17 protein-coding genes are annotated in these 20,340 nt (G+C 60.2%); 8 read left to right on the forward strand and 9 right to left on the reverse strand.

The features are described 5' to 3' along the window. The 3 genes from HX803_RS09310 to HX803_RS09320 all read left to right on the forward strand — a co-directional run. On the forward strand, positions 1–451 hold a 451-nt coding region (locus HX803_RS09310), incomplete at its 5' end, for a hypothetical protein (RefSeq protein ID WP_178920135.1). A gap of 123 nt (positions 452–574) precedes the next feature. Beyond that, on the forward strand, positions 575–1,471 hold the full coding sequence (locus tag HX803_RS09315; protein WP_178920136.1) for an AraC family transcriptional regulator: 897 nt from the start codon (positions 575–577) through the stop codon (positions 1,469–1,471). A gap of 94 nt (positions 1,472–1,565) precedes the next feature. Further along, complete coding sequence (locus HX803_RS09320; protein WP_178920137.1) at positions 1,566–2,321, forward strand: SDR family NAD(P)-dependent oxidoreductase; 756 nt, start codon at positions 1,566–1,568, stop codon at positions 2,319–2,321. A 107-nt stretch (positions 2,322–2,428) separates the two neighbouring features. Here HX803_RS09320 and HX803_RS09325 read toward each other — a convergent pair whose 3' ends face one another. From HX803_RS09325 to HX803_RS09350, 6 genes are all read right to left on the reverse strand, one after another. Next, positions 2,429–3,298: an oxaloacetate decarboxylase gene (locus tag HX803_RS09325; protein ID WP_176996135.1), complete on the reverse strand. Its 870-nt coding sequence runs from the start codon at positions 3,296–3,298 to the stop codon at positions 2,429–2,431. A 166-nt stretch (positions 3,299–3,464) separates the two neighbouring features. Beyond that, complete coding sequence (locus HX803_RS09330) at positions 3,465–4,286, reverse strand: helix-turn-helix transcriptional regulator (RefSeq protein ID WP_178920138.1); 822 nt, start codon at positions 4,284–4,286, stop codon at positions 3,465–3,467. 5 nt (positions 4,287–4,291) lie between these two features. Continuing rightward, complete coding sequence (locus HX803_RS09335; RefSeq protein ID WP_178920139.1) at positions 4,292–4,831, reverse strand: kinase inhibitor; 540 nt, start codon at positions 4,829–4,831, stop codon at positions 4,292–4,294. Between the two features lie 97 nt (positions 4,832–4,928). Further along, positions 4,929–7,991 (reverse strand): efflux RND transporter permease subunit, encoded by a 3,063-nt coding sequence (locus HX803_RS09340; RefSeq protein WP_178920140.1) that lies wholly within the window; start codon positions 7,989–7,991, stop codon positions 4,929–4,931. Positions 7,992–8,000: 9 nt separating this feature from the next. Continuing rightward, positions 8,001–9,188: an efflux RND transporter periplasmic adaptor subunit gene (locus HX803_RS09345; RefSeq protein ID WP_372339905.1), complete on the reverse strand. Its 1,188-nt coding sequence runs from the start codon at positions 9,186–9,188 to the stop codon at positions 8,001–8,003. A 25-nt stretch (positions 9,189–9,213) separates the two neighbouring features. Beyond that, on the reverse strand, positions 9,214–10,809 hold the full coding sequence (locus HX803_RS09350; RefSeq protein ID WP_178920141.1) for an efflux transporter outer membrane subunit: 1,596 nt from the start codon (positions 10,807–10,809) through the stop codon (positions 9,214–9,216). 312 nt (positions 10,810–11,121) lie between these two features. Between HX803_RS09350 and HX803_RS09355 the strand changes: the two genes are divergently transcribed. From HX803_RS09355 to HX803_RS09365, 3 genes are all read left to right on the forward strand, one after another. Further along, positions 11,122–12,078 carry an ABC transporter substrate-binding protein gene (locus HX803_RS09355; protein ID WP_178920142.1) on the forward strand — a complete coding sequence of 319 codons (957 nt, stop codon included), beginning with the start codon at positions 11,122–11,124 and terminating at the stop codon, positions 12,076–12,078. A gap of 23 nt (positions 12,079–12,101) precedes the next feature. Beyond that, the gene (locus HX803_RS09360; protein WP_178920143.1) at positions 12,102–13,427 is read left to right on the forward strand and encodes an LLM class flavin-dependent oxidoreductase; all 1,326 of its coding nucleotides are present in this window, start codon (positions 12,102–12,104) and stop codon (positions 13,425–13,427) included. 127 nt (positions 13,428–13,554) lie between these two features. Beyond that, positions 13,555–14,613, forward strand: a complete 1,059-nt coding sequence (locus HX803_RS09365; RefSeq protein WP_178920144.1) for a hypothetical protein — start codon at positions 13,555–13,557, stop codon at positions 14,611–14,613. A 42-nt stretch (positions 14,614–14,655) separates the two neighbouring features. Here HX803_RS09365 and HX803_RS09370 read toward each other — a convergent pair whose 3' ends face one another. Beyond that, positions 14,656–15,567 (reverse strand): enoyl-CoA hydratase-related protein, encoded by a 912-nt coding sequence (locus HX803_RS09370; protein WP_178920145.1) that lies wholly within the window; start codon positions 15,565–15,567, stop codon positions 14,656–14,658. A gap of 182 nt (positions 15,568–15,749) precedes the next feature. Between HX803_RS09370 and HX803_RS09375 the strand changes: the two genes are divergently transcribed. After that, complete coding sequence (locus tag HX803_RS09375) at positions 15,750–16,361, forward strand: dTMP kinase (protein ID WP_178920146.1); 612 nt, start codon at positions 15,750–15,752, stop codon at positions 16,359–16,361. 55 nt (positions 16,362–16,416) lie between these two features. Here HX803_RS09375 and HX803_RS09380 read toward each other — a convergent pair whose 3' ends face one another. Then, positions 16,417–17,619, reverse strand: a complete 1,203-nt coding sequence (locus tag HX803_RS09380; protein WP_178920147.1) for an NAD(P)/FAD-dependent oxidoreductase — start codon at positions 17,617–17,619, stop codon at positions 16,417–16,419. A gap of 250 nt (positions 17,620–17,869) precedes the next feature. On the opposite strand from HX803_RS09380, the gene HX803_RS09385 reads away from it, so the two are divergent. After that, entirely contained in the window at positions 17,870–18,433 is a 564-nt protein-coding gene (locus HX803_RS09385) for an Rrf2 family transcriptional regulator (protein ID WP_178920148.1), read from the forward strand. A 225-nt stretch (positions 18,434–18,658) separates the two neighbouring features. Here HX803_RS09385 and HX803_RS09390 read toward each other — a convergent pair whose 3' ends face one another. Then, positions 18,659–19,954, reverse strand: coding sequence for an ImmA/IrrE family metallo-endopeptidase (locus HX803_RS09390; RefSeq protein WP_178920149.1), 1,296 nt, complete (start codon positions 19,952–19,954; stop codon positions 18,659–18,661). Positions 19,955–20,340 lie beyond the last annotated feature (386 nt).

The following is a 20,340-nucleotide window of genomic DNA, read 5'->3' on the forward strand; positions in this document are numbered from 1 at the left end:
TGTCGCGGGCAACGTGCTGGGGTTGGTTACCGGGGCGATTTCGGCGAAGAACGCGGCGCAAAGCGGTGACAAGGTGGCGGCAGGTTTCCAGGGCACGTTTGCCGGTCTCAATGGGTTGTCGGCTGTGGCCGGCGCGGTAGAAGTGGCCACCTATGTGGTGCCGCGCATCACCACCGTCGCAGCCGGCGTGGCAGAAGCAGCCGGCGCCATCGGCGGCGCAGCCGGTGCACTGGCGGGCGCCGTGGGCGGGATTGCGGCGGTGGGTGGGCTGATCTACGCGATCATTGCCGATATCAAGGCTGACAATGCACGCAAGAAACAACAGGAGGACTGGTACAAGGGGCTGTCGGACCAGTTCAAGGGCTTCGGCGTGACGCCGCCGCCACTGGAGGTGATCATCGCACCGAAAAATGGCTATGTGGACGTGGGCAACCCCAACGCCAATTATTGACCGTGGGTCACCTGTGCCGACCTGGTCGGTGCAGGTGGATACGCAGGGCATCGTTTCGCTTAATCTGTGTCTGGCCGCATACTTTCAGTCGCGGCGCGTTTTGACACAGGACGGATGATCCCGATGCCCCATACACTGCTCGACGCTGTGCGCCAGTATGTCGAGGCCAACGCCGACGCTGCAGGTGTCGCCCAGACCCCGGTTCCCGGTTTGACGACCATTCGCTCGACCACGCCCAGCGGCCTGATCCACGCCATGCCCAACCCCCTGATCTGCCTGGTGCTGCAGGGCGCCAAGGACGTGACCCTGGGCACGCAGACCCATACCTTCCAGGCGGGCGACTCGCTGTTGATCACCGCCGATGTCCCAACCGTCAGCCAGATCACCCGGGCCAGTGCCGAAGAGCCTTACCTGTCGATCGTGCTCGACCTGGACCCGGCCGTCATTGCCGAATTGTCGTTGCAGATGAAACCGCAACCGTCGAGCGTCGACACGCCGCTCAAAGCCGCCGAGCGCACCGATGCCGAAGTGGTCGATGCCGCCTTGCGCTTGATGCGTACCCTCGACTTTCCCGAGTGCGTTCCAGTGCTGTATGCACAGCGGGTACGTGAGCTGCATTACTGGCTGTTGGTGGGCCGTCACGGCGCTGCGATCCGCAGGTTGGGTTGGGCAGAAGGCCAGGCCCATCGCGTAGCACGGGCGGTCGCGGTGCTGCGGGCAGACTTCAAGCAACCGCTGCCGGTTGATCAACTGGCCGCAACGGCGGGCATGAGCCCGTCGTCGTTCCACCGGCATTTCCGTGCGATCACCTCGTTGTCACCCCTGCAGTTCCAGAAGAACCTGCGCCTGATCGAGGCTCGTCGCCTGATGATGGCCGAAGGGGCCTCGGCCAGTAGCGCGGCGTTCAATGTGGGCTATGAAAGCGTGTCGCAGTTCAACCGCGAATACGCGCGGATGTTCGGCCTGCCGCCGATCAAGGAGGTTGAGGCGGCTAAAGGCGGGGCCATGGCCTCGGCCTGATTGGCAGCAATAGGCAAACAACCTCCAGTTTCCGGCAACGCCTTCTGCCAGGCAGCTTCCTATCATGGGCCCACACCCACAGAGGAGCCTTGCCATGACCCACATCACCCTCGTCACCGGCGCCAGCCGCGGTCTCGGTCGTAACACTGCCCTGAGCATTGCGCGCCAGGGCGGCGATGTCATCGTCACCTATCAGCGCCGTGCAGACGATGCGCTGGCGGTGGTCGCCGAGATCCAGGCCTTGGGCCGCAAAGCCGTGGCGCTGCCCTTGGACACTGGCAATGTCAGCGGTTTTGCCGCGTTCGCCAGCGAGCTGGCTGACGTGCTGCGCCATCACTGGCAGCGCGACCGTTTCGATCACCTGGTGAACAACGCCGGCCACGGTGACTACGCGCTGATCGAACACACCCGCGAGGCGCAGTTCGACGGGCTGGTCAACGTGCACTTCAAGGGCGTTTACTTTCTCACCCAGGCGTTGTTGCCGCTGATCGCCGACGGCGGGCGTATCGTCAACCTGTCTACCGGGCTCACCCGCGTATCGTTCCCCGGCTACGCGGCCTATGCGGCGGTGAAAGCGGCGGTGGAAGTGCTGTCGGTGTACATGGCCAAGGAATTCGGCGGTCGCGGGATTGCGGTGAATACCGTGGCACCGGGCGCCATCGAGACGGATTTTGGCGGCGGTGCGGTGCGCGACAACCCGGAAGTGAACAAGATCTTCGCCGACATGACCGCCCTGGGGCGTGCCGGTGTACCGGATGACATCGGCCCGATGATCGCCGGCCTGTTGTCCGAGAACAACCGCTGGGTCAATGCCCAGCGTATCGAAGTGTCTGGCGGCCAGGGCATCTGATTCACGCGCCTATCTTCGGCGCGCCCAGATTCGTCACACGTGTGGCCCGGATGTTCACGAAGTGATGCGGGCTCTCCTGCCATTGGCAGGAGAGCAGGGCGGGGTTGTTACTCTTTCACATCCATGAATTCTTCGGCCCATGCCACGTAGCTTTCAGGCAGCGTGTAGGTGTGGGTCAGTTCGGTGGCGCTGAGGTTCGAGGTGCTGGACGTGATGTTGCGCTGGGCACGCAGGCTGTCGTAGGTGGCCTTGATCGAGGCGAAGTAGGCGCCGTGGCCGGCCACCACGATGCGCACGCCCAGCTTGGCCAGGCGCTCGCTGTCGTTGAGCTTGGGGTTGGCGTAGGTCACCAGCATCAGCGGCACCGTGAGGTTCTGCGCAATCTGCTCCAGGTGATCGAAGTCTTTGACACCGACCATGCAGATCCCGTCGGCGCCGGCTTTTTCGTAGGCCTTGGTGCGTTCGATGACGTCTTCGGTCGGCAGCACGCCGGCATTGGTGCGCGCGATGATGGACAACGCCGGGTCGACGCGGGCTTCCAGCGCGGCCTTGACCTTGCCGATGCCTTCATCGATGGAGATCAGGTCGGTGGATTTGCGCCCGAATTGTGCGGGCAGCAGGGTGTCTTCGATGGTCAGCGCGGCGACGCCGGCACGTTCGAGCTCTTCGACGGTGCGCATCACGTTCAACGCGTTACCGTAGCCGTGGTCGGCGTCGGCAATGAATGGCAGTTGGGCCACACGGCCGATCCGCGTGGCTTGCTCGACGAACTCACTCAGGGTGATCAGCGCAAAATCGGGTGCCGCCAGTACCTGCAAGGATGCGACCGAACCGCCGAGGATGCCGACTTCAAAGCCCAGGTCGGCCGCGATACGGGCGGACATGGGGTCGAAGACGGAGGCGGTTTCTACGCAGATCGGCTTTGCAAGCAGTTCACGGAAATTACGGCGCAGTGCTGAGTGAGAGATTTTCGGCATGTTGTTTCCTGGCTCTGGTCATCGTCTTGTGACGATCAATGTCTATTCGTGGTGGCGCGAGATTACCATGCAGGTGAACAAGGGATTATGACGTTTGAGCATGAGGCATGTGCCAAACACATGGATCCAGGGTTCACAGTTAGTCGATGGACAAGACGAAACGCCGTCAAATCGCGGCGCGCAGTGCCCTTGGTGAAAGCCCGTAGTGGGTTTTGAAGCGCACGGCAAAGCGTGAAGGCGAGGCGTAGCCACAGGCGCTGGCGATCTCGCCAATCGGATCGGAAGAGGTTTGCAAACGCTGCAAGGCCGCTGCCAGCCGCACATTTTCGAGGATCGAGCGAAAGCTCGCATCTTCGTTGGCCAACTGGCGGCGCAGCGTGGACTCACCCACATTCAACTGATGGGCCGCGGCAGCAATCGTCCAGTCCTTGGACAAATTGCTCATCATCAGTCGCTGCACGCGTTCGGACAGCGGATCATTGCGCCCCATCAACAACGGGCCCGCCTGGCCGGACAAGCACAGGCACAGCAGGACCGCTTCGCCATAGTGCGTGCACAACGCGGCGGGCGCGCCCGAATTCAGTGCAACCAACAGTTGATCCCAGGCTTGCCGGGTCTGTTTATCCAGGCGCACACACAACTCGGTATTCACATGCCCCGGCGCGGAACGGGCGAATTGCTCGCCGTAGCGGGCCATGAACTGACGCAACACCGACACCGGAAACGACACCACATCCGCGATGTAGTGACCCTGTGCCCCCGGGAAGTTCGACACGCCCAGCTCACGTCCAGCCGGCATCAGCACCAGATGCTGCGGGCCGGCGAGCATTTCCTGCTCGTCCCACTGCAAGCGCTTTTGCCCTTGGCGCACACGACACAACGCCGTCATGAAGATCGGCACCCGCCGCAGGGTGTGAAGGTGCCGGGCCTGGATCACACAGCTTTCGAGAATGTTTTCGCGGTGCTGCAGGGCGTCGTGTGCATCCATCGTGGCTAGCGTCCGTAGGGCGACGTGAGGGTGGCCTTGGCCAGGCTGTTGGCGTTGAGCATGTAGCCCACCAGGGCACCGCTGGCCTGATTGTCGATCGGCAGCTTATCGACTTTCAACGCCCATACCGTGAATTGATAACGATGGGGTTTGTCACCCACGGGTGGGCATGCGCCGCCGAAACCGGGCTTGCCGTAATCCGTGCGGCCTTCGACGGCGCCGGCTGGAAGGTGCATGCCGGCATTGCGCGGCAGGCTGTTTACGGAAACCGGGAGATTGACCAGCGTCCAATGCCACCATCCGCTACCCGTGGGAGCGTCAGGGTCATAGACGGTGATCGCGTAACTTTTAGTGCCCTGGGGAGCGTTGCTCCAGGCCAGCGCCGGGGAAAGGTTGTCACCGTTGCAGCCAAAGCCGCTGAACTCTTGCTGTTTGGTCAGCGGGCGCCCGTCAGCGATGTCCGGGCTGCTGAGGCTGAAGCTGGCAGCGTGGCTGCTGGCTGACAGGGCGATGGCGAGTGCGGGCACAAAGGCGTTGAGTTTCATCCAGGAGGCGTCCAGGTGGGAGGTGAGCGTCGATTCTAGGCAGCCCCCGAATAGAGGGCTGTGCTGAAGCGCTCGATGATTGTGCTGAAGTGCTCAATCAACCTCGCACCGGGTACTCCGGCACTGGCTGTTCTGCTTCGTGATGGTGCGTGGCACCAATGAACATATACATCGCCGGCACCATGAACAGCGTCAGCAGGGTACCAATCGACAGCCCGCTGAAAATCACCAGGCCCATGTCGTGCCGGCCCGCCGCGCCAGCGCCGGAGGCCCACACCAGCGGCACTACGCCCAGCACCATTGCGGCGGTGGTCATTAAAATGGGCCGCAGCCGAACCGCTGCAGCTTCTTCAATAGCCTCGCGCTTGCTGCGCCCGGCGCGTTGCAGTTCATTGGCAAATTGCACGATCAAAATGCCGTGCTTGGTGATCAAGCCCAACAACGTCACCAGGCCCACTTGGGTGTACACGTTGATCGAGGCGTAGCCCATGGTGATAAAAGCCAGCGCGCCAAACAGGGCAGGAGGCACCGAAAACAGGATAACCACCGGATCGCGGAAGCTTTCGAACTGGAACGCCAGGGCCAGGTAGACGATCAGGATCGAGAACAGCAACAGCCCGACAAACCCTCCCGATTCCTGGATGAACTGGCGCGATTCGCCGGAAAAATCAGAGGTGTAGCCCGACGGCGCGACGTTTTTCAGGATGGTGTTGAGTTTGGCCAGCAGTTCGCCCTGGGCCACGCCACTCACACCCGAAAGGGTTGCCGAATTGAGCTGCTGGAAGTGGTTGATCGACTCCGGCTGCGTGGAGGTTTCGATATGCGCCACCGTACGCGCCGGGATCATGCTGCCCGACGGCGTGCGGATGTAGTAATCGAGGATCTGCTCCGGGTTCAGGCGGTCGACTTGCAACACCTGGGGAATCACTTTGTACGAGCGCCCGGCAGTGGAGAAGTAGTTCACGTAGTTGCCACCCAAGGCGGCGGATAACGCGGCACCGACGTCGGCCTGGGTCATGCCCAGGGCGGCGATTTTTTCACGGTCGACCACCAGGCGGGCCTGGGGTTTGTCGAGTTTCAGGTCCATGTCGGAGAAGTAGAACAGCTGTTGTTTCTGCGCTTCGGCCATTACCGCCTGGGCCACCTCGTTGAGGTTCTCGATTGAGTCGGTGGTGGTGATCACGAATTGCACGGGCAAGCCCTGGGCGCCTGGCAGCGACGGCAGCGGGAACGCGGCAATGGTTGCGCCCGGCACCTGGTTCCACTTTTGCTGCAGTTCCAGGATCAACTGGGCCTGGGAGCGGGTGCGGTCGTCCCAGGTCTTGAGCAGTACGCCGCCCAGGCCTTGGTTGAGAATCGGCAACCCGGTCAGCTGGAACATCTGCGCGTATTCAGCCTCTTTGTTGGCGATCTGGAACGCCTGGTCGGCAATGCGCTCCATCTGCTGCGGCGAGGCGGTGGGCGGGCCTTTGATCTGCATGAACACCAGGCCTTGGTCTTCGGTGGGTGATAGCTTGCTCTTGGCGGTCATGCCACTGGCGGCTACCAGCAGGAACAGCACAAACCCAAAGGTCACCAGCACCGGCCAGATATCCAGCCCGCCTGACAGGACGCGGTGGTAACGCTTGCGCAGCCAGTCGAAATAGCCGTCGAGGCGGCGGGCGAAGCGTCCTTCTTCCTGCCCGGGCTTGAACAGTGTGGACGTCATCATCGGCGACAGGGTCAACGCAACCACGGCCGACACCGTCACCGCGCCGGCCAGCGAGAAACAGAACTCCTTGAACAGTGCACCCGTCAGGCCGCTACGCAGGCCGATGGGCACATAGGCGGCGACCAGCACCACCGTCATCGCCAGGATCGGCCCACCCAGTTCCCGTGCCGCCGTCAACGCGGCGTCCAGCACGCTCTTGCCTTCTTCCTTGATATGTCGGTCGACGTTCTCCACCACGATGATGGCGTCATCCACCACCAGCCCGATGGCCAGCACCAGGGCGAGCAGGGTCAACAGGTTGATGGAATACCCCAGCAGGTACATGACAAAAAAGGTGCCGACCAACGACAGCGGAATCGCCACCAACGGCACGATCACCGCGCGGAACGAGCCGAGGAACAGGTAGATGACCACCGAGACGATGATCATGGCCTCGACCAGGGTCTTCACCACTTCATAGATCGAGGTGTTGATGAAGGCCGTGGAGTCATACACGATCTCGCCGCGTACGCCGCTGGGCAACTGGGACTGCAGCTCCGGGAAAGCTTCACGCACGCTCTCGGCCACGGTCAGGATGTTGGCACTCGGCGCCGCCTTGATTCCGATAAACACCGAGCGCTTGCCGGAAAACGCCACGCTGCTGTCGTAGCTTTCGGCGCCGAGGGTGACGGTGGCGACGTCTTCCAGGTACACCAGGGCGTCGCCTTTCTGTTTGATGACCAGGCGCTTGAACTCATCCACCGTGTGCAAATCGGTGCCGGCCGTGAGGTCAACCGTGACGGTTTGTCCGCGCGTGGAGCCGACGGCCGACAGGTAGTTGTTATTGGCCAGGGCGGTGGACACGTCCTGCGCCGATACGTTGTGCGCCGCCAGCTTGTTCGGGTCGAGCCAGGCGCGCAGGGCAAACTGGCGGCCGCCGAGGATTTCGGCTGTTTGCACGCCTTGCAGCGAATCCAGCTTGGGCTTGACCACCCGCACCAGGTAGTCGGTGATGTTGTTGGTGGGCAAGGTGTCGCTGTAGAAACCCAGGTACATGGCGTCAGTGGTTTGCCCGACGGCCACGGTGAGCACCGGTTCCTGGGACTGGGCCGGCAACTGGTTCTTGACCGAGTTGACCTGGGTGTTGATCTCGGTGAGCGCCTTGCTGGCCTCGTAGTTAAGCCGCAGGGTGGCGGTGATGGTCGAGACCCCGGTGATACTGGTGGATGACAGGTAGTCGATACCCTGGGCCTGGGCGATGGCCGATTCCAGCGGCTGGGTGATGAAGCCGGCGACCGTGGACGCATCCGCGCCGTAATACGCGGTGGTGATGGTGACGACGGTGTTTTCCGTGCGCGGCCATTGATTCACCGGCAACTCGAAGATCGAGCGCAGCCCCAGGATCAGGATGAACAGCGAGACGACAATCGCCCAGACCGGTCGATGTATAAAGGTATCGGTAAGCTTCATGGGACACCCTTAGTGTTCTTGCGGAGTCGGCGCGGGGTCGTTCAACGGCGCGGCGTTGTTGTCGATCTTCACCGGCGAGCCATTTTTAAGCTTCATCTGGCCGCTGGTGATCAACAGGTCGCCTTCCTTCACGCCAGACAGAATCGCCACCTGATCGCCCCGGGTCGGTCCGGTCGTGATGAAGGTCTGTTGCGCCGTGAGCACCTCTTCGCCTTTGTCGTTCTTGCTCGACGTGGCGATGAACACGGTGGTGCCGTAAGGGTTATAGGTGACCGAAGTTTGCGGCACGGTGAGGTAACGCTGCGGGTTACCCGCGTTGACCACGGCGCGGGCGAACATCCCAGGCACCAGGCGTTGCTTGGGGTTGTCGACGGTGGCTTCCAAGGTGACGTTGCGCGTAGTGGCGTCGAACTGGGTGTCGATGGTGCTGACGCGGCCGGTGAAGGTCTGGTTGGTCAGCCCGTCGGCCGTGACCGATACGGCTTGGCCGATGGCGATGGCTTCCAGCTGGGTCTGCGGCACGCTGAAGTCGATGTAGATGGGGTCAAAGGTCTGCAACGTGGCGATCTTGTCGCCGGGGTTGAGGTACTGGCCTGGGTTGACTGCCGTAATGCCGATGCGCCCGGCAAAGGGTGCACGGATGGATTTTTTCTCCACCAGCGCCCGTTGTTGTTCGGCGGCGGCGAGCTTGGCTTTCAAGTCGGCGGTGTCGGTGTCGACCTGGGCCTGGGAGATGGCGTTGACGGCCAACTGGGCCTTGTCGCGCTTGAGCACGATCACGGCCAGGTCGGCGGTGGCTTCAAGGGAATGCAGCTGGGCGATGTCCGAGTCGGCGTTCAACTGCACCAGCAGTGCCTGGGCGGCCACTTCCTGCCCGGGCTTGAAGCCGAGGGTGCGTACGATGCCGCCAACTTCCGTGGTCACGTCCACACCGCGCACCGCTTTCATCGAACCCACGGCAGAGACGTTGGGCTGCCATTCTTCGAATGGCACGTGCAGGGCGGTCACAACGGCGGCGGGCAAGGGCACTTTCGACTGGGCGATCAGTGCCGAAATCTGCACGTACTTCACCCCGGCGATGATCGCGACAATCACCAGCACCACCAGGATCATCAGCAGCATCGGCCGCCACAAGCGGCGCTTGCGCGGTGCGCCCGGTTCGTGGGGCAGGGCAGGGGCGGTGTTGACGTCAGCCATGGAAGGTTCTCACTGTTTCAATGGTTCAGTTCAGGCGCGCCGCATTCTTGGCCGGCATGATTTCTTGCCACGAGGGCAGGCCGAACCGGTCCGGTTTGCCGGCGGTGGCCGGATCGACGTCGGTGCGGTTCCACCAGCCGCCGCCCAGGGCCTGGAACAGCGCCGTGGTATCGCTGTAGCGCGCCGCCTGTGCCTTGACCCGGGCCAGCACGGTGTTCTGGTAGGTCTGCTGGGCGTTGAGCAGGTTGATGTAGGCCACGGCGCCGACCTTGAACTGGGCTTGCACCAGATCAAGGTTGGCCTGGGCGGAACGTTCGGCCACCACCTGTTGGTTGAGCGCATCGGCGTCGGCGTCGAGTGCGCGCAGTGAGTTGGCCACGTCCTGGAATGCCGTGATCACGGTGCCGCGATAGCGCGCTGCCGACTCGTCATAGGCGGCCACGGCCGCGCGCTTCTGGTGCTCCAGCTTGCCCGCATCGAAGATCGGCTGGGCGATGGCGCCGGCCAGGCTCCATACACCGGAGCCGGCAGAAAACAGTTTGGTCCCGCTGGCCACGGTCGACCCTACGGACCCGGTAATGCTGAACTGGGGCAACTGGTTGGCCACCGCCACACCGATGTTGGCGCTGGCCTGATGCAGTTGCGCCTCGGCAGAGCGCACATCCGGACGTTGACCAACGATCGCCGAGGGCAGGCTGACCGGCAGCTCTTGCGGCAGGTTCAGGGACGCCAGATTGAACGCCTCGCCACGGTCCTGGTTCGGAAACCGGCCCAGGTAAGCCATCAACTGGTTGCGGGTTTGCACCAATTGCTTCTGCAAGGGCGGCAGCGTCGCACGGGTTTGGGCCAGGGCGGTCTGCTGGGTCAACACGTCGCTGTCGCCGATGGCGCCGAGTCGCCGCTGCGCCTGCAACAGTTCGAGCTGGCCGCCCTGCAACCGGATGATTTCCTCGGTGGCGGCGACTTGGTCGCGTAGAGAGGCCAGGCTGATCGCGGTGTTGACCACATTCGCGGTCAACGTCAGGTAGGTCGCCTCCAGCTGGAAACGCTCGTAGTCGGCTTGCGCCGTGGTGGACTCGATTTGCCGGCGCGTGCCGCCGAACACGTCCGGTGCGTAAGACACGTTAAGGGAGGCTGAACTGACCGTCAGGATGGGCGACTCTGGCAAGCCCGCCGTGACGCCGGAGACTTTCTCGCGGGTTTTCGAGGCATTCGCGGTGACGGAGGGAAACAGCGATGCCTGGTCGGCGTAGACCAGCTCGTTGGCCTGGCGCAAGGAGGCTTGCGCCGCGCTGACGTCCGGGTTGGCGCGCAGGGCTTCTTCTATCAAGGTGTTGAGCGTGGGCGAACGGAACAGCGTCCACCATTGCCCGGGAATATCCATGCCGGCCACCAGCCGCTGGGCCGCGCCGCCGGTATTGATGTCGGCCTTGGCGGTGCTGGTGAGTTTTTCGCGTTGGTAGTCGGCACCGGCAGGGACATCCGGTCGCGTGAAATCCGGCCCGACGGTGCAGCCCGCCAAGGCGATGCACAGCAGGCTCAAGGGCGCCAGAAGGTGTGTCTGTCGGGAAATACCGACCAGTTTGGAGCTGGATGCACGCTGCCGGGGCTGCTCTTTCATGGTTGCTCTGATCGATCTGTTTTTTTGAACGATGAATGCAGCTGCATCGGCGTGGCCCGGTGAGAAAAGGGCCCGGAATCGCTGGGTTTGAATCAGTGTAGGTGGTGCTTGGCGCTACGCAATGTGAGGGCCTGCGTCAGGATGACTGCCTAGTGCCATAAAATGCATTTACTGCATTTATAAAGAATTAGGATATGCATTATGAGTATTTTACAGGCGCGGGTTTGGCCGTCATTGTGACCGCCCTACAACACTGCCGAGACCGCGCACGCGGATCGACCTGACGTGCCCGAAAGGGCATCTGGAGCGAACGTGCGTTACCTGACAAAACTGGCGGCCGGGCTTGCCGCCGCACTGCTGTGCCTGGCCGCGAACGCGCAAACGCTGGTGGTGGGCGACCAAAGTTACAACGCCCAGGCCGTGATGGAAGCGGCGGGGGTATTGGATGACCTGCCGTACACCCTTGAGTGGAAGCAATTTACCGCCGGTTCGCCGGTGGCCGAAGCGCTCAATGCCAATAGCCTGGATATCGGCTTGCTGGGGGATGCGCCGGTGTTGTTCCTCGGCGCACTGGGCGCACCGATCAAGGTCATCGGCATTACCCGGCAGAACCTAGATGGCGTGGCCATCCTGGTGAAGAAGGATTCGTCGATCCACAGCCTGGCGGACCTCTCCGGCAAGCGCGCTGCGGTGTGGAAAGGTTCCTGGAGCCAGCAATTGCTGCTGACGGCGCTCGCCAACGCTAACGTGCCGGTGGACTCGCTGGAACTGCGCTACCTCAGCGCACTGGATGCGTCCCATGCCCTGGAGGGCGGTTCGGTGGACGTGATCGCCACGTGGGAACCCTATGTCACACAGCAGGAACGGCAGGGCGCGCGCGTGCTGGCCACCGCCGAAGGCCTGATTCCCGCCCAGAGCTATATTGCCGCGAGCGCCAAGGCCGTGGACGCCAAGCGCGCACCGATCAGCGACTTCCTGCAGCGCCTGAAAAAAGCCCGTGAGTGGGCTCGCCAAAACCCGGCCAACGCCGACGCTTATGCCGATGCCTGGGCCAAACGCACCCGAGCAGACGCCGACATCGCCCGCGCCTGGTTTGCCCGGGCGCGCACCACGGTGGAACCGGTGACGGCCGAGTCGCCGGTGGAAGCGCAAAAAACCGTGGACTTTTTCGCCGGCCAGGGCCTGGTCAAGTCGTACTCGGCAGCCAGCTTGTTCGATGACTCTTTTGCAGCGTCCTTGCAACCTGCCGTCGCCCAACAGCAGCCCTGAACGTCTCAAGGAATTCCCCTGACATGAGCAAACGACAACTGAAACTCGGCGCCCTGACCATGGGCTGCGGCGGGCCAGGCCGCCACAACCTGTGGCTTGACCCGCAATTGCCGGCCGACGCCAGCGTCAACGTCGACTGGTACATCGACATTGCCCGCCAGGCCGAGGCGGCGCTGTTCGACCTGGTGTTTATCGTCGACAGCCAGTTCATCACCCCCGGTTCGCCATCTCATTACCTCAATCGCCTGGAACCGCTGACGCTGTTGTCGGCGTTGGCCGTGAGCACGCGGCATATCGGGTTGGTCGGCACCCTGACCACGTCCTATAACTCGCCGTATAACGTGGCCCGACGCCTGGCCTCCCTGGACCTGATCAGCAAAGGCCGCGCTGGCTGGAATGTGGTCACCAGTGGCGATGCCGGTACCGCCGGCAACTACAGCCGTGACGAACACTACGACTACGACACTCGCTATGGCCGCGCCGCCGAACACGTGCAGGTGGTGCAGGGACTGTGGCACTCCTACGAGGACGATGCGTTCGTGCGCGACCGCAGCACCGGCCAATTCCTCGACCCCAGCAAACTGCACAACCTGAACCACAAGGGCGAACATTTTTCCGTGGTCGGCCCGTTGAACATCCAACGCTCACCCCAAGGCCAGCCGGTGATCTTCCAGGCCGGCGACTCCGAGCAAGGCCGCGACCTGGGCGCAGCCACCGCCGATGTCATCTTCACCCATGCCGCCAGCATCGAGCAGGGCCAGGCGTTCTATAAAGAGGTAAAGGGCAGGGCAGAGCAGCACGGCCGTGACCCCGGGCAACTGCTGGTCATGCCTGGCGCTGAGATTTACGTGGGCGATACCGACGCCCATGCTCGGGAAATCGAGCAGCACTACCATCAGGCCGACCATAGCTTTGAACTGGCGTTGAAGGAGTTCGGGCGTAATTTTGGCTGGCACGATTTCACTCAGTACGACCTGGATGCGCCGTTTCCCCAGGAGAGCCTGGAAGCGGCGCGCAGCAGTTTCTTCACGGCGGCCAAACGCATTGCTGATCAGGCGCGAGAGAAAGGCTTCACCTTGCGCCAGGCCGTGGAATTTGGCCGGCAACTGCGCCCGGGGGCGTTTGTGGGCAGCGCGGACACCGTGGCGCAGAAAATGGCGGACTGGTTTGAAGCGCGGGCGGTGGACGGGTTCAACATCTATATCGGGCACCCGGAGCAGTTCACGCGGTTTACCCGGGAGGTTGTGCCGTTGTTGCAGGAGCGGGGGGTGTATCGGACGAAGTATGAGGGGACGACATTGCGAGAGAGTTTGGGGTTGGGGATTAAGAGGTTTGGGCGCAACGGGTAGAAACTGAATCTGTATTGTCCACCCCTCAATGCCTGTGCATCAAAGTGCTATCATCGGCATTTTGCCATCGGTGGGCGCGCCTAAGCCGCCCACCATGATCCGATGGTCTACAGGGAGGTGCTGGAACGTGAAGACGATCACTGCAAACAATCAGCTTCAGAAAGGAACCCGCTCGCTGCAAGAAACACTCATTGCTTTGGCCCAGTCAGAGTCTGAGCGTGAATGGGCGTTTCCCGGCGGGGACCGTGCCACTTGTCCCACCTACTCGTTAGAGACCGATCTGGGCGAAATGTTGTTCGCTATTCCCGCGCCTTGGGAGGGACGCCAAGCTCACTTGTTCAAGTTGAATCATGAGGGAGGAACTCTTTTTCCCGATGCGGAAATTAACATCCCATACGAGCTGAACCGCAGAATCTCCGGAGTGCTTGTGACCAACGAGGATGGAATGACTATGGTTTTCCATCGCGGTACTTTCACTGCCTATCGTGGGCGGGTACCACGAGAAATTTCGCTTGAGCATTTCCGGTTTTGGCTGCATGAGGTCGATGACAGCGACCGCACATCGGAGATGATCGCAGTGACGTCGACCGACTCTCCCTCAATTCGTAATGACATCGCCGAATTTGTCCATGAGGTGAAACGCCTGAAAGAACGTGTGAAGGCGGATGCGCAGAATGATCCTGCTGCCGATTCTTCTCCGGAGGGTAGCGTAGAGCCCGACGTTGGCTGGCGAACCAACGAAGAGTACGAAGGTGACAAATCCTACACCCCAAACGCTGACACGATTGACTACGTGTATTTACATGGCCCGCTGTGCAACGCACTCGATCGCAAGTTGAACCTCCTTGTTGACGGCTACCCTGGTCTGGAGGTGGGCAAGCACCAAGTCGATCTAGCGCTGGTAGACAAGGTGTCTAACAAAGCTAAAGCAATTTTTGAGGTCAAAACCAGCGCATCAATGTCACCCCAGCTCTATACCGCTTTTGGCCAGCTGGCGTACTACAAGCATCGATTCGGTACGACTGACACCAGGCTTTATCTGGTATTGCCGGAAAGTACGTCGCCTGACTTCCTCGCAGGGGATTTCTTCGCGAAGGCCGACATTCAGGTGATCTTTGGTGAAGCGGGATCCTTTAGGGCAAACAATGGGAAAACGCTGGAAGAAATACTGCGTGTATTTGAATGACGGAGCGTGCGAAGGGCTTAACCGCGCGCTCCCATTGCGGACCTATTTTCCCTGATAGACCGGCGTTCTCCCTTCAGCCTCGGCCTTGCGACCCTCCTGGAAATCCTCGGATTTATACAGTGCTGCCCGTTGCGTATCCAACCCGGACAACGCCTCAGCTTGCACCGGGTCGATCACGCGATGCGCAGTGACCAGCGAGGCTTTGATGCCTAATGGCCCATTGGCGGCGATCTTGTTCGCAAGCTCGATCGCCTTGTCGAGCGCTGACTGTGGATCGGGAATCTCCTGGACTGTGCCCATACGATAAGCCTCACGGGCCGTCCAATGATCGCCCGTCAAAATGTAGCGCATGGCGTTGCCCCAGCCGGCTTCGCGCACGAAGCGCACCGTCGAACCACCGCCCGGGAAACGGCCGTGAGTGTTTTCGTCTTGCCCGAAGTCGGTGTTGTTCGCGGCGACCCGTATGTCGGCAACCAAAAACAGCTCATGCGCCAGGTTCCAGGTGTCGCCGTGCACCGCCACGATCAAGGGTTTGGTGAGCAAAGGCATCTTCTTGCCGAGAGGGTCGATAAGTCCGTCACCGAGCGTGACGCCGCCCGAACTGGCAACGGCTTTGAAGCCCTCAACGTCTACGCCCTGGGAAAAGTTATCGCCGTATCCGAACAACACAGCGGCGCGCAGCGAAGGGTCATGGTCGTAATCGTAATAGGCTTTGGCGAGGGCCAGATAGGCTTCCGGATCAAGCCTGTTCTGGATGTTGGGCCGGTTGATGCCAATCAGGACGATCTTGCCGCGACGCTCGACGGTGATCTTGTGGGACGGACTGACGGGAATATCGACCAGGGTGACTTCGCTGGAATGCGGTTGGGTGGTGTCGACCGACTGCGCAAAAGCAGACCCTATGGACAGGGACAGTGCTGAGAAAACGAGGATCGTCCGGAATAGTCTGTGCATCAAGGGTTCCTTACTGGCGGGGCGTTGGTGGGCGTCGAAGCAGGCACGCTAAAGGGCGCAATGAAGCGTCTGTAGTACGCAAATGGGACTAACGTTTATTCCGGGACGGAATGGGCGTGCCGTACCTTTTCCAGAAATTCAGTTAGAGTCCGTCAATGCCTTTATCAATCGTTGGTCAATGAGTGAAACCATCACTGTTCATTTCTCTGGATGGGCCCAAGGGCACGGGTAAAACCACGCTGTTGGAAGCCGTTACCAAAGCCCTTCGGGCTGACAACAACAAGGTGATCCGGCTGTGCGAGCGAAATAACGATCCCGATAGAAGTGAAGCAATGGCCCTGGTTAACACCCTCGCTAGACACCCGGGGCGGGATTTGGAGTGGGCGGTGTGCGAGCGTTTCGCGGAGAGTCGCGCCTGGATCTCCCAACACGTGCTGCCCAAGCAGCCAGCAGGCAGTATTGTCTTGATTGACCGCTGGTATCCGTCGGATGCCGCCTTTCGCCGCAGCGTCCCGATGGAAGAGATCCTGCGGTTGAACATCGAGCGAAACGTGCGAGTGCCGGATCTGCATGTCGGGGTCGTCACTGCACCCGAGATCTCGTGGGCAAGGGCTGCCGCACGCGGGCGTGGACTGGGCAGTACCGTGATCCATTCGCTGCAAGAACATACCGCGTGTACCGAGGCATTCGAGCGAGCGGCTGCCGCGCATGGATGGGTGTTATGCCGTAATGAAGGGACGATCGAGGAGGCGACGAGGCAGGTGGTTGCTGAGATCTATGGCGTATTGCGGTGATTGTTAGTTGAGAGGTGAGCCGGGATGGGTACCGGCCACTCTCGTCAAAGGCCTGTCAGGCAATCGGGATCAATGGATCCGCCGCCGCCCACGCCGCTTCACGGTTGGCAGCCGGAGGGTAGATCCACACCGTATTGATTTGGGTCTTGAGCGATTTGCCTTCCTGGCGAGTCAACTTGACCTGGCGATCCCAACCCTCGGTGTACACCGCGCCCCAGCCACCCAGGTCCAGGCAGGTCACGTACTTGGGCTGGCTGTAGGGTGTCGGATCCACCCCCAGAACCTGCGCGGCGACATTATTGCCGGCGTAACGGCCCAGCATGATCGCATGCTGGCAGGTCATCAACGCGTGGTTGCCCAGCGTATCGGTGGCGGCGTAAGCCACATCGCCGGTGGCGAAGACATCGGGTTGGCCGATGACTTTGAGGTTTGCATCCACGTGCAGGCGCCCGAGCGCATCCCGCTCACCGGGGATCTGCTCGGTCAGCGAGCTGGCGCGCACGCCGGTGGTCCAGATCACGGTACTGGCTTCCAGATGCTGGCCATTGTCCAGGGTGACGCCATTTTCATCGACGGCAACCACCGAGGATTTCAACTGCCACTTCACACCCAGCTCCGCGCTGGCCTCAGCGATTGACTGGCCGATTTCAGCGCCCATCGACGCACCGATTGCTTCGCTGCGGTCGACGATGATCACCTCGACATCCGCGTTTTCACCCAGGATAGCGCGCAAACGTGCGGGCATTTCGGTTGCCGTTTCAATGCCGGTGAAGCCGCCGCCAGCCACAACCACCGTATTGCGGCCCTTGCTGTAGGGGCGGTCTGCCAGCGCTTTGAGGTGGGTCTCCAGGCGTACGGCTTGCTCTATCTGGTCGACATCAAAGGCGTGCTGCGCCACACCCGGTGTGCCTGGCATGGCGAGCCGGCTGCCGGTGGCCAGCACCAGCTTGTCGTAGTTGAGCGCTTGCCGATTGCCGGAGGCATCAAGGTAGCCGACGTGTTTTTGTTCGACGTCGATGGTCTCGGCCGCGCCCTTGATGAAGGTCACGCCTACCGCGTCGAACAGCTCGCCAATCGGCGCGAACAGCTGGTGAGCATCCGGTTCGTAAAAGCGCGGACGGATGCGCAGCTCGGCTTGCGGGGCCAATACGGTTACGTCGATGTCATTGCGGTCATGGATGTCGAACAGGCGCGTCGCGCTCAGTGCCGTCCACAGTCCGCCGAAACCCGCGCCAATAATCAGAATGTGCTGCTTCATTTTTTTACCTTGAGGGTGAGGTGATGGGTGGCTCGATAACGGCGACTATATTTGTCGTAGTTAATCCGTGCAAGGTTATTTTTTGCGAGGCTGTGCTTTAAACGACGAGGGAAAAGTCTCCAAAGCCTTACGAAATGGGGCTCTTGGCATAGCGGTCTGGTGTCTGGAAAACAGTGGTTTAACGCGTTGTGAGCTGGATTGCCCCACGGTTTTCTGTTAGGTTGTGCGACTAATTAAGTCGGAGATTGGCATGTCTCTTTACAGCGCGGGCGTCGAATACGGCATTCATTGCCTGATTTTCCTGGTGGGCGATGGCGGCGAAAGCCGAGAGGCCAGCGTGCGCGACCTCGCAGAGTTGCAAGGTGTGCCCCTGGATTACCTCGGGAAGATTTTCACCAAGCTGGCCAAGGCCAAACTGGTCGTGGCCACCGAAGGCGTACGCGGCGGATTCAAGCTGTCCAGGCCGTCTGACGAAATCAGCCTGCTCGATATCGTCAACGCAATCGACGGCCAGAAACTCATCTTCAATTGCCGCGAGATCCGCGGGCGCTGCGCGTTGTTTGAGGGTGCGCCACCGGCGTGGGCGCTGGAGGGTCATTGCTCAGTCCATGCGGCCATGATGACGGCGCAGAAGCGTATGGAAGACGCGCTGGCCCAACAGACCATTCTTGATCTTGCGCGGAAGGTTGGGCGCAAGTCGCCAGCGGAGTTTGCTGCTCAGGTTGGGGGGTGGATTAATGATCGTAGGGAGAAGAAGGGGAGTGGGCAGGGGGTGGATGATCGGGTGATTCGGGTGATTGATGTTTTGGAGTGATTGGGTAGCTGTGGCGTCGTAGGTCGCCTGACCGGTACTCCTTTGGTAGCTTGTTGGATACAGGGGAGAGTTGCGGTTTATCGTAAGAGTTGTCCCGTATTTCACCTCGCCAAGCATATGCATACTGAGTTCTGCTGATCGTCATTTTCCGTTGTATCGCAGTCTTGATTAACGCCAAGCACCGCTCAAACACGGGACATAGATTTCCCTTCCGATGCAAATCTTTCAGGCCTGCCGACCAGCCTCTACCAACAGTTCTAATGCCAACATGCGCAAACGTATCGCTGTCTTCGAAACGTTAAAATACTTGCTCAGTGAGTTGCATACGGCATGAAACTGGATGACGTTGTCCCTCTGACTGTCTAGATACAGAAGGCCGTGACCACGGTTCCGGATACCAAGATGCTGTAGTAACAACCCAAACGCAGCCTGAAATTCGTCTTTAGGCATTAAGAGACATGAAGCAAACGTATTTGCTTGCCACTCTAACCGCTCAACTTCCCCCTTAGGGATGGTGATGAGCTGACTCTGGTCAATGTCCTGGGCTCGGATGGCTTCTCGTGTCATGTAGCGTTTATGGCCTAGAGCGTGATGTCCCAACTCATGGGCTAGTGTGAATCGGGCCAAGTGGGATTGGGAGTCTACTGCGAAGATTTTGATTTCAAGCGGGCTGAACGTGATACTGCCGAGCGCTGAGCCCGAGTCCTCTAAGAAGCTCACGGACAGTCCGCTGACATCAGCCTCCCTAGACACTAGCTTAGTAAGATCGACCTCTCCCCGGATGTATGAAATGGATTTCAAAGCCTGCTGAGCCAAGCGATCTATTTTGTCACGCGAAATGAACGCAACCCTAGGTGTTGAAATAAATGTGGGCTGACGAATCAGGCTAAGGTCGTTCTTGCTAAAAGCACTCTCCAAGTCGAGACCTTTCCAGATGCCCTCCCAACCATCGGCAAAACCAGTATGAGTTACAGCATAGGCGCTATAAACGGTAGGCCGAAAATCCGTCTGGGTTAAGGCATATTCAATCTCTGCGCGCTTACGGGCTTTAGCGCTGCGTTCGCCGGTTAGCAAGGCGCGAGGAAGTTCCCATCGAAACTCAGATTGATCGAAGTAACGCAAAACACCGAAGCCTCGGTTTCGAGCGACGTTGAACGTCCCGGATTGAAAAGCACTTGCGGACGCAAAAATACCCTTGGCATTGAAGCCGGCCACTTGGCTGATCTTAGATCCGAACTCTTCGATATCCCCTACAGACACTGTGCCGCTGTAATTCTTGCACTCTATGAGCACGAGTAATGATGGAGTCTCAAAGCCAGGCAGGAACACTTCGACCGAAATGTCAAAGATAATCAAGTCTTCTCGGTCACGCGAATAGTAGCCTTTCTTCCTGAAAATTTTGCAGCAATCAGGTCGGAAGGTATAAAAGCGACCTTCATTAATTTCACGAGAGAGGAATTCAAAGACCCGCGCTTCGAATCGGTCTCCTTTGGCATAGGTGCTGAGCACTTGAGTTTCCATATTTGGGGCGTGCTCCTAGTAATGAGCTAATAGATTACGCTCGGACAGTCCAGGTTACAGAGGAGGGTGCATGTACAATTCGTGCACACAGTTCTTCACTCTACCGCTGAAGCTGACCGAGTATTAATAGGCTACTGCCAATGAGGAACATCATAAGGATACCTACGAGGGTGACCAAAAAGCTGAGTCCTCGATGCCCTCCATAAAGCGCTCGCAACCCTGCATTACTATTTCGGGTTGTCAGATTAAGCAACCCACCCAAGGCACAAAGAACGGCTAGGTGTAACAACGATTCGGTCAAGTTACTGGCGTCCAACACATAGGTAGGTTTGCCTGCACTTACCCACCATTTGATCGCTTGAAATATGCCAAATCCGTAGATGGCG

It is taken from the genome of Pseudomonas sp. P7548 (assembly GCF_013386585.1).
Classification (GTDB): Bacteria; Pseudomonadota; Gammaproteobacteria; order Pseudomonadales; family Pseudomonadaceae; genus Aquipseudomonas.

What these genes read in the sequence shown, in the direction of transcription:
- HX803_RS09320 (WP_178920137.1), top strand. Translation starts at nt 1,566, where the DNA reads ATGACCCACATCACCCTCGTCACCGGCGCCAGCCGCGGTCTCGGTCGT.
- HX803_RS09380 (WP_178920147.1), bottom strand. Translation starts at nt 17,619, where the DNA reads ATGAAGCAGCACATTCTGATTATTGGCGCGGGTTTCGGCGGACTGTGG.
- HX803_RS09340 (WP_178920140.1), bottom strand. Translation starts at nt 7,991, where the DNA reads ATGAAGCTTACCGATACCTTTATACATCGACCGGTCTGGGCGATTGTC.
- HX803_RS09360 (WP_178920143.1), top strand. Translation starts at nt 12,102, where the DNA reads ATGAGCAAACGACAACTGAAACTCGGCGCCCTGACCATGGGCTGCGGC.
- HX803_RS09325 (WP_176996135.1), bottom strand. Translation starts at nt 3,298, where the DNA reads ATGCCGAAAATCTCTCACTCAGCACTGCGCCGTAATTTCCGTGAACTG.
- HX803_RS09390 (WP_178920149.1), bottom strand. Translation starts at nt 19,954, where the DNA reads ATGGAAACTCAAGTGCTCAGCACCTATGCCAAAGGAGACCGATTCGAA.
- HX803_RS09335 (WP_178920139.1), bottom strand. Translation starts at nt 4,831, where the DNA reads ATGAAACTCAACGCCTTTGTGCCCGCACTCGCCATCGCCCTGTCAGCC.
- HX803_RS09315 (WP_178920136.1), top strand. Translation starts at nt 575, where the DNA reads ATGCCCCATACACTGCTCGACGCTGTGCGCCAGTATGTCGAGGCCAAC.
- HX803_RS09350 (WP_178920141.1), bottom strand. Translation starts at nt 10,809, where the DNA reads ATGAAAGAGCAGCCCCGGCAGCGTGCATCCAGCTCCAAACTGGTCGGT.
- HX803_RS09330 (WP_178920138.1), bottom strand. Translation starts at nt 4,286, where the DNA reads ATGGATGCACACGACGCCCTGCAGCACCGCGAAAACATTCTCGAAAGC.
- HX803_RS09370 (WP_178920145.1), bottom strand. Translation starts at nt 15,567, where the DNA reads ATGCACAGACTATTCCGGACGATCCTCGTTTTCTCAGCACTGTCCCTG.
- HX803_RS09385 (WP_178920148.1), top strand. Translation starts at nt 17,870, where the DNA reads ATGTCTCTTTACAGCGCGGGCGTCGAATACGGCATTCATTGCCTGATT.
- HX803_RS09345 (WP_372339905.1), bottom strand. Translation starts at nt 9,188, where the DNA reads ATGGCTGACGTCAACACCGCCCCTGCCCTGCCCCACGAACCGGGCGCA.